We start from the raw sequence: 8,358 nt of genomic DNA on the forward strand, positions 1-8,358 counted from the left end.
AAAAAGACACGCGATGGACCTTGAGGAATGACCTTCCAAAAAGTCTGAGGCCTGCGTGCCCAGCACCATTGCAAACAATGGTCGCACGGCATCTTCGGCCGGACAAAGCCGGCAAGAGTGCGAAGTAGTTTGCAGATTCCGCTGTGCTGCGAGCGGGTGACCGACGCTACAAAGAGCGGAGTAGAGGGCTGACCCGCGTTGCAAGTCGCCCTTGCCCAACAGGCTGTTGCGGTAGCGCCAGTCCCCGCTCCATCAGCGCAGGGGTGGGATGCCGGCAAAGAGCGCGTCGTACACGCGGATCGACGCATAGGCATCGTTGGCCGCGTAGCGGATCTGCGATTCCGTCAGCTGCTTGTTGGCCCAGTTCGACGTGGTCGCCTTGCGCGACTTCATGAAGCGCCGGTCGAACACCAGCGCCACCGCCGTCTTCACGCCCACCGACTTGCGGTAGCCGCGGCGGCGGAATTCGCTGTCGATGTCGTACACCGCGCCCGGCTCGATGTTCAGGCGGTTGCGGATGAGCGTGAGATCGGTCGAGAGGCCGAAGCCGACCTTCTTCAACTCGGTCGAGGCGATCAGCGCGGCAACCACCGGGTTGCATTCGGTGCGGTGCAGCTGGAAGAGCCAGGCCCGCTCGCGCGTGGAGAACTGCACCACGTGCGGGCCGCCCGACACCTCGTTCTTCGCGAAGGTGGGCTTGGATTCGGTGTCGAAGCCCGCGACACCCGCGGCCAGCAGCGTGGCGGCGGCGTGCTCGGCTTCCTGCAGCGTGGTGACGACGACGATGTCCTTCAGGTCCAGGCCCTCGAAGGCCTCGAGCAGGGCGATCTGCTCGCGTTCGGGCAGGGGCTGCAACGTCGATGTGTTGTCGCTCACCGAGGGGATGCTTTCTTGGTCTTCACTGGGGCTTTCTTTGCGGGTGATTTCTTGGCGGGAGCTTTCTTCGCCGCGGCCTTCTTTTTGGGCGGCTTGGGCGGCTGGCCCGAGCGCAGGGCGGCTTCATAGGCCAGACGGCCCCAGCGCGCCGCCTCTTCGCGATCTTCGAAAAGATCGGCCGGCGCGAGGCGGTACGACATCGGCATCTCCTTGCCCTGGCGCACGTAGGTGAAGGGCGGCAGGTTCAGCCTGTCGAAATGTTCGGCGCTGCCGGCATCGGACTTCAGGTACAGCGTGTCCTTCGCGACGAGCGCGATCATGCGGCCCTCGTGCCACACGCCGTGGCCGCCGAACATGCGGCGCGTCTGGATGCGGCCCAGGCGCTCGAAGACCTCGTGCAGGCTCTGGACGAAATCGCTCATCGCGCGGCGTTCGGCCTGACCGGCGTCGATGCTTCTGCGCCGACCACGGTGTTCCATGCCTTCACGCGCCAGCCCGTGACGATGCCGTTGAGCACATACGGATCGGCCTTGGCGAAGGCTTCGGGCACTTCGGGCGAATCGGCCTCGAAGAGCAGCACGGCACCGTCGGGCGGGTTGCCGGTGGCGCCGCCGAGCAGCAGCTCGCCGCGCTCGACGGCCTGCCACGCGAAGGCCAGGTGCACGTCGCGGAATTCGCCGCGGCGCTGGAGGTAGTCGGGCGCGGTGTCGTAGATCAGGAGGTAGTGCATGAAGGTGTCTCCGCGGGGTTCAGGCCGTGATCTCGATGCGGTTGCCGTCGGGGTCGAGCACCACGCTCTCGTAGTAGCCGTCGCCGGTGCGGCGCGGGCCGTCGAGCAGCGGATAGCCGTCGGCCTTCAGCCGCTGCGTGAGCGCGTCGACGGCGGCGTCGGAGCCCACGCTGATGGCCAGGTGCGTCCAGCCCATGCGCTGCGCGCCGGCTTCGGCCGCGACGGGGGCGAGCGTGGTGGTCGTCATCGCCTCGATGCGCGCGCCGTCGCCCAGGCTCAGGAAGCACGAGGCGAAGCCCTTGGCCGGATTGACGTAGCCCGCGCCGGCGGTCGCGCCGAAGTAGTCGACATAGAAGCGCTTGCAGCGTTCGAGATCGGTGGTCCAGAGGGCGATGTGGTCGATGCGCATGACAAGAAAAAGGTGGGGCTGCTCAGTCCACCCGCCAGGGCGGGCGCGAGGGCGACCAATGGTAGGCGATGCGTTCGCGCCCGCTGGTCGGGTGGTGGTCGACCGTGCCGCGCACGAGGCCGTAGCGTTCGTAGAAGCGCTGCGCGGCGGTGTTGGTGGTGGCCACGTGCAGGCGCCAGCCGGTCGGGATGCGCACGCACGCCTCGTCGAGCAGCGCCTGCCCGAGGCCCTGGTTGCGCAGGTGCGGTTCGACGAAGAGCTGCGCCACGTACTCGCGGCGCTCCAGCAGCACCATGAACGCGAGCACCTGGCCGTCGCGCTCCGCGAGCACCACTTCGGCCGGCGGCACGAATTCGGTCTGCACGCGCTTGAGCCAGTGCGCGATCGGTTCGGTGAAGGCCGCGTTGCGGTTGGCCGAGATCCATGCGCGCCGCCAGATGCCGGCCAGCACGATGCTCTCTTGGGCGGTGCCATCGCGCGACCGCAGGTGGAAGGCGGGGATTTGGGCGGCGGACATGCGTTTCATGATACGGCGCGTGCATCCCGCAGTCACGCCGCAGTCGATCAGGTGTGCAGCGTTTGCGCGTGGTGCGCGATGTGGTCGGCCATGAAGCTCTGGATGAAGTAGTAGCCGTGGTCGTAGCCCGCGTGGCGGCGCAGCGTGAGCGGCTGGCCGGCGGCAAAGCACGCGGCCTCGAAGGCCTCGGGGTGCAACTGCTCGGCGAGGAATTTGTCGGCGAGGCCCTGGTCGATGAGGATGCCTTGCGGGTACGGCGCGACGGTCTGCGAGCGCATGAGCGCGCTCGCGTCGTGCGCGAGCCACTGCGCGCGGTCCACGCCCGGCGCGCCCAGGTAGCCGTCGAATGCCTTCTCGCCCCATGGGCACTGCGTGGGCGCGCAGATCGGCGCGAAGGCCGAGAGCGACTTGAAGCGGCCCGGATGCCGCAGCGCCAGCGTGAGCGCGCCGTGCCCGCCCATCGAGTGTCCGAAGATGCCGATGCGCTGGCCGTCGATCGCGAAGTGCTGCGGTATCAGCGCCAGCAGCTCGTGGACGATCCAGCTTTCCATGCGCCAGTGCGTAGCCCAGGGCTCGCGCGTGGCGTCCAGGTAGAAGCCCGCGCCGATGCCGAAGTCCCAGTCGTCCTTCGCGCCGGGCGCGGCCTCGGCGGCGGGGCCGCGCGGGCTGGTGTCGGGCGCGATCAGCGCCAGGCCCAGGCTCGCGGCCATGCGCTGCGCGCCGGCCTTGATGGCGAAGGTCTCCTCGTTGCAGGTGAGGCCCGCAAGGTAGAGCAGCGCCGGCACCGGGCCGTTCGCGGCCTGCGGCGGCAGGTAGACCGAGAAGCGCATCGGCAAGCCGATCTCTTGCGAGGCGTGCTCGTGAAAGCTCTGCACGCCGCCGAAGCACGGGTGTTCGGACAGGGTCTTGGGTGTGTGGTCGGTCATGGTTTTTGGTTGCGCAGCGCGGGGACGAGTTCGAGCACCGCATCGGCGAAGGTGCGCGGCGCTTCCTGCGGCAGGTTGTGGCCCGCGCCGGGCACGAGGCGGTGCGAGCGCGGTCCGCCGAAACGGTGCGCGTGGGCCGCGGCATCGGCCGGGGGCCGCACGCCGTCGTCGATGCCGTCGAAGGTGATGGCGGGCACGGTGATCGCCGGTTGCGCGGCAATGCGGCGTTCGATGTCCGCATAGGCCGGGTCGCCGGGCACGAGGCCGAAGCGGTGGCGGTACGAGTGGATCACCACGTCGACGAAGTCGGGGTGGTCGAACGCGGCGGCGCTGCGATCGAAGGTGGCGTCGTCGAACTGCCAGGTCGGCGACCACAGTTTCCACAGCAGCTTCGCGATGGCCTTGCGGTCTTTCGCGAGGCCCGCGCGGCCGCGCTCGCTGTGGAAGTAGTACTGGTACCAGAGGCTGTGCTCGTTCTCGGCCGTGTCGGGCTCCATCGCCTTGGCGATGTTCTGGATGTTGTAGCTGTTGAGCGAGACCAGCCCCGCGCAGCGCTCGGGCCACAGCGCCGCGACCACGCAGGCGGCGCGGCCGCCCCAGTCGTAGCCCGCGAGCACCGCGCGCTCGATCTCCAGCGCGTCGAGCAGCGCGAGCAGGTCGGCGCCGAACGCCGCCTGTTCGCCCGAGCGCGGCGTGGCATCGCTCAGAAAGCGCGTGCCGCCGTAGCCGCGCATGTACGGCACGATGACGCGGCAGCCTTGCGCCGCGAGCATCGGCGCGACTTCGGCGTAGGTGTGGATGTCGTACGGAAAGCCGTGCATCAGCAGCACGGGCGGGCCGTCCGCGGGGCCGGCTTCGTGGTAGGCGATTTCGAGGACGCCCGCCTCGATCTTGCGCAATGGCTCCATGCGATTCATGGCGGGTACCTCGCAGTGCTTAGTACAGGACCACGCCGCGAATGGACTCACCGCGCTTCATGAGGTCGAAGCCCTTGTTGATGTCTTCGAGCGGCATGGTGTGCGTGATCAGGTCGTCGATGTTGATCTTGCCTTCCATGTACCAGTCCACGATCTTGGGCACATCGGTGCGGCCGCGCGCGCCGCCGAAGGCCGAGCCTTCCCACTTGCGGCCGGTGACCAGCTGGAACGGCCGCGTGCTGATCTCCGCGCCCGCCTCGGCCACGCCGATGATGATGCTGCGGCCCCAGCCCTTGTGCGTGCATTCGAGCGCCTGGCGCATCACCTTGGTGTTGCCGATGCACTCGAAGCTGTAGTCCGCGCCGCCGTCGGTCAGTTGCACGATGGCATCGACGACGTTTTCGGTGTCCTTGGGGTTGATGAAGTGCGTCATGCCGAACTTGCGGGCCATGGCCTCGCGCTCGGGGTTCAGGTCCACGCCGATGATCTTGTCGGCGCCCACCATCTTCGCGCCTTGAATGACGTTCAGGCCGATGCCGCCGAGGCCGAACACCACCACGTTGGCGCCGGCTTCCACCTTGGCCGTGAAGATCACCGCGCCGATGCCGGTGGTGACGCCGCAGCCGATGTAGCAGACCTTGTCGAAGGGCGCGTCTTCGCGGATCTTGGCCAGCGAGATTTCAGGGGCGACCGTGTAGTTGCTGAAGGTCGAGGTGCCCATGTAGTGCGCGATGGGCTTGCCGTCCATGCTGAAGCGCGAAGTGCCGTCGGGCATCAGGCCCTTGCCCTGCGTGCCGCGGATCAGCTGGCACAGGTTGGTCTTGCGCGAAAGGCAGAACTTGCAGTGGCGGCATTCGGGCGTATAGAGCGGAATGACGTGGTCGCCCTTCTTGAGCGTGGTGACGCCGGGGCCCACATCGACCACGATGCCCGCGCCTTCATGGCCCAGGATCGCGGGGAAGATGCCTTCGGGGTCGGCACCCGAGAGCGTGTAGTAGTCGGTGTGGCAGATGCCGGTGGCCTTGATCTCGACCAGCACTTCGCCGAAACGGGGACCGTCGAGATCGACGGTTTCGATGGTGAGGGGGGCTCCGGATTTCCAGGCGACGGCGGCTTTGGTTTTCATGGCGGTTTCGGGGGGAAGAGGGGAAAAGAGGGGTGTAGGGGGCGAGGAGCCCAAGAATACTCAGGCAGGGCCAGCAGGGAAGATACCCGACATCCCGATGAACCCGGGCAGGTGTCGGAAATCCCAGACCCAGTTTCGGAGGGCCGGAAACTCGTCGAGCGCGATGCCGCCTTCGCCGGCCAGCGCGACATACGGGAAGCAGGCGAGGTCGGCGATCGTCGGCCCGGGCGCCGACGCGAGCCAGCGCAGGCCGGCGCTCGCCTGTTCGGCGAGGTGGTCGTCGAGCACGCGGAACACCGCGCGCGCGCCGCTGCGGCAGGCGTCGATGTCCAGGTGGTGGTAGCCGAGCGCATCGTGCAGCCGCGCCGCCGAGGCGGTGCGGGTGATCTCGTCGGCCGTGGCGAGCCACATCGCGACCTGGCCGCGCAGCTTCGGGTCATGGGGGTACCAGCGGTGCTGCGCGTCGTGGCGGCTCGCGAGATAGACCAGGATGGCCTGCGCATCGCGCAGCACGAAGCCGTCGTCGTCGATCACCGGGATCTGCCCGAGCGGGTTGACGTTCGCAATGAACGCGGCCGACTTGTGCGCGCGGCCCGGGTGGAAATCGACCGGCACCGCTTCGTGCGCAACGCCGAGCCACGCCAGCATCTGCCGCACCTTGAAGCAGTTGCCCGAGAGCGGGTGTTCGTAGAGCTTCAGCACCGCCGTCATGCGGCCGCCCTCGTGCCGAAGCGCATGCCGCGCTCGCGCAGCCAGCGGCGGTAGGTGACCGACGAGGTGTCGCCGCGCGTCGGCGTCTCGGCGCGGCCTTCGAGCGGCATGCGCTTGAAGGCGTGGTTCTCCAGGATCGGCTTGTCCTGCCCGAAGATGGTCTGCTGGAAGGCGATGAGTTCGGCGTCGGTGGACACATCGTCGAAGCAGGCGAGCATCGTGTGGGCGATCACGTGCTCGTCGTCGATCGGCTGCAGGAAGAGGGCGATGGCGTCCTGCGCGTCGGGGCGCATGCTCGATTTGTAGAGCATGGCCGAGAAGGGCTGCATCACGCGGTAGGTGTAGCGCACGTCGGCGCCGCTGTCGTGCGCGGCCGAGGCGCGGGGCTGCCAGAAACGGCAGTCGGTCGCCCAGATCTCGCCGGTAGCGGGGTCGACATTCACCTGGTACTGCGCGACTTCGGTGTGCGGCACCTTGCCGAGGTAGTCGGCATGCACGAAGGGAAAGTGCGCCATGTCCAGGAAGTTCTCGATCACGCGCAGGCCCGACACCGCGACGCCGATGCCGCCGCAATCGACGGTGCGGCGGCCAGGCTCGGTGTATTCGGGGAACGCGAAGAGCGGGCGCGCTGGGCGGCCGCCGGGGCAGACCCAGAGATAGCCGTAGCGCGATTGCACGGCCAGCGGCTGTGCGGCGAGGCGGCACTGCGGCGCGCCGTCGGCATCAGCCCAGAGCGCCAGCGCTTCGCCGAGCAGGCGGGTCGTGTGCGGCCGTTGTTCGGAGGCGCCGCCGAGCGCGCTTGCAGGTCCAATGACAAGCCAGTCGTCGAGCATGTTGGGATCGTCGGTGACGAAGGGCATCGCGGTTCCTTCAGCCTTGAGTTTCGATGGTGCTGCGCAGGTTGCGCGCGGCCGCGTGGAGGGACTTCATCGCGTCGGAGCCGGGCGGCGCGTCGGTCCACAGGTGGATGAAGGTGAGTTGCGGTTGCGCGTCGAGCACGAGGGCGGCGGTCTTCACCGCGTCGAGCGCGCCTTGAAATGCATCCGGCGCTTCATCGCTTGCGAAGCCGCGCCGTGCAAGCGCATCGCGCACGTCCTGTGCACCGGCACGCAGCGTCAGCGTGCGGCAGAAGTGCCAGCCAGCCGGCACGGCACTGGCCAGCGATGGCGGCGCGGCGGATGCGTCCTGCGCGAGGCTGACCCACAGCATGCCGGCCGCATCGACCGCGCCGAACACCTTGGCGCAGACGTTGCGCGGCGCCTGCATCGCCGGGTGCGCGGGAATGCCGACGCACTGCCCGTTGCCCGCGGCGTACTGCCAGCCGTGGTACGCGCAGGCCAGGCGCTCTTCGATGACCTGGCCCAGCGTGAAGCGCACGCTGCGGTGCGGGCAGCGGTTCTCCCAGGCCTGCGCCGCGCCGCCGGCGGAGCGCCAGAGCGCGAGCTCCTGGCCCTGTGCGAAGCCGGCGACGATGTTGGCGCCGGGGCGCAGGTCGGCCGAACGGGCCACAGGGTGCCAGCGAGACGAGTCGTCAGTGTTCATGAGGTGTGGATTTCACGAGGCCGTGGGGCGACCATAATTGTCGTCTCCGCCTCGACCAGACCCTCATTCATCATGAAGAAAATCCTCGTCCTCAACGGCCCCAATCTCAACCTGCTCGGCACGCGCGAGCCCGAGCAATATGGCCGCGACACGCTGGCCGATGTCGAGCGCCTGTGCCAGGACACGGGTACGAAGCTCGGCGTGGAGATCGAATGCCGCCAGTCGAACCACGAGGGCGTGCTGATCGACTGGATCCAGGAAGCGGGCCGCGAAGTGGCCGCCGGCCACATGCTCGGCGTGGTGATGAACCCCGGCGCCTACACCCACACCTCGATCGCGCTGCACGATGCCATCAAGGGCGCGAGCGTGCCGCTGATCGAGCTGCACATCTCGAACGTGCATGCGCGCGAAGAATTCCGCCACAAGTCGTACATCTCGCCGGCGGCGCGCGGGATCATCGTGGGGCTGGGGGTCAAGGGCTACACGCTGGCGATTGCCGCGCTGGTGCCCTAGAGGGCATTTCGGGGCGGGTGCGCAGGCCGCCGGGTACTCCCCTCCGCGAATGTCCCCCGGCCTTCGGCCTCCTCCTTGATTTCGCTGCGGG

At 68.2% G+C, this 8,358-nt stretch carries 12 protein-coding genes; 1 reads left to right on the top strand and 11 read right to left on the bottom strand.

Annotation, left to right across the window (positions count from 1 at the left end):
• Positions 1–252: 252 nt before the first annotated feature.
• The 11 genes from JC881_RS32095 to JC881_RS32145 are packed head-to-tail and all read right to left on the bottom strand — an operon-like array spanning position 253 to position 7,754.
• Complete coding sequence (locus JC881_RS32095) at positions 253–876, bottom strand: 3'-5' exonuclease (protein ID WP_198789796.1); 624 nt, start codon at positions 874–876, stop codon at positions 253–255.
• A complete protein-coding gene (locus JC881_RS32100; RefSeq protein ID WP_198789797.1) occupies positions 873–1,298 on the bottom strand; it encodes a TfoX/Sxy family protein in 426 nt (141 codons plus the stop codon). The genes JC881_RS32095 and JC881_RS32100 overlap by 4 nt, the downstream gene beginning before the upstream one ends.
• The gene (locus JC881_RS32105) at positions 1,295–1,606 is read right to left on the bottom strand and encodes a YciI-like protein (protein ID WP_198789798.1); all 312 of its coding nucleotides are present in this window, start codon (positions 1,604–1,606) and stop codon (positions 1,295–1,297) included. Before JC881_RS32105 ends, JC881_RS32100 begins: the two co-directional genes overlap by 4 nt.
• 19 nt (positions 1,607–1,625) lie before the next feature.
• Positions 1,626–2,015 (bottom strand): VOC family protein, encoded by a 390-nt coding sequence (locus JC881_RS32110; protein WP_198789799.1) that lies wholly within the window; start codon positions 2,013–2,015, stop codon positions 1,626–1,628.
• 22 nt (positions 2,016–2,037) lie between these two features.
• Positions 2,038–2,532 carry a GNAT family N-acetyltransferase gene (locus JC881_RS32115; RefSeq protein ID WP_233102173.1) on the bottom strand — a complete coding sequence of 165 codons (495 nt, stop codon included), beginning with the start codon at positions 2,530–2,532 and terminating at the stop codon, positions 2,038–2,040.
• Between the two features lie 47 nt (positions 2,533–2,579).
• Positions 2,580–3,458 (bottom strand): S-formylglutathione hydrolase, encoded by an 879-nt coding sequence (gene fghA, locus JC881_RS32120; protein ID WP_198789801.1) that lies wholly within the window; start codon positions 3,456–3,458, stop codon positions 2,580–2,582.
• Entirely contained in the window at positions 3,455–4,375 is a 921-nt protein-coding gene (locus tag JC881_RS32125) for an alpha/beta fold hydrolase (protein WP_198789802.1), read from the bottom strand. Before JC881_RS32125 ends, fghA begins: the two co-directional genes overlap by 4 nt.
• A gap of 19 nt (positions 4,376–4,394) precedes the next feature.
• A complete protein-coding gene (locus JC881_RS32130) occupies positions 4,395–5,501 on the bottom strand; it encodes an S-(hydroxymethyl)glutathione dehydrogenase/class III alcohol dehydrogenase (RefSeq protein ID WP_198789803.1) in 1,107 nt (368 codons plus the stop codon).
• Positions 5,502–5,561: 60 nt separating this feature from the next.
• Positions 5,562–6,212, bottom strand: a complete 651-nt coding sequence (locus JC881_RS32135; RefSeq protein ID WP_198789804.1) for a glutathione S-transferase family protein — start codon at positions 6,210–6,212, stop codon at positions 5,562–5,564.
• A complete protein-coding gene (locus tag JC881_RS32140; RefSeq protein ID WP_198789805.1) occupies positions 6,209–7,072 on the bottom strand; it encodes an aromatic ring-hydroxylating oxygenase subunit alpha in 864 nt (287 codons plus the stop codon). The genes JC881_RS32135 and JC881_RS32140 overlap by 4 nt, the downstream gene beginning before the upstream one ends.
• A gap of 10 nt (positions 7,073–7,082) precedes the next feature.
• Positions 7,083–7,754, bottom strand: coding sequence for a Rieske 2Fe-2S domain-containing protein (locus JC881_RS32145; RefSeq protein WP_198789806.1), 672 nt, complete (start codon positions 7,752–7,754; stop codon positions 7,083–7,085).
• Positions 7,755–7,826: 72 nt separating this feature from the next.
• Between JC881_RS32145 and aroQ the strand changes: the two genes are divergently transcribed.
• On the top strand, positions 7,827–8,267 hold the full coding sequence (gene aroQ / locus JC881_RS32150) for a type II 3-dehydroquinate dehydratase (protein ID WP_198789807.1): 441 nt from the start codon (positions 7,827–7,829) through the stop codon (positions 8,265–8,267).
• The last annotated feature ends 91 nt before the right edge of the window (positions 8,268–8,358 follow it).

It is taken from the genome of Variovorax sp. IB41 (genome assembly GCF_016405905.1).
Lineage (GTDB): Bacteria > Pseudomonadota > Gammaproteobacteria > Burkholderiales > Burkholderiaceae_C > Variovorax.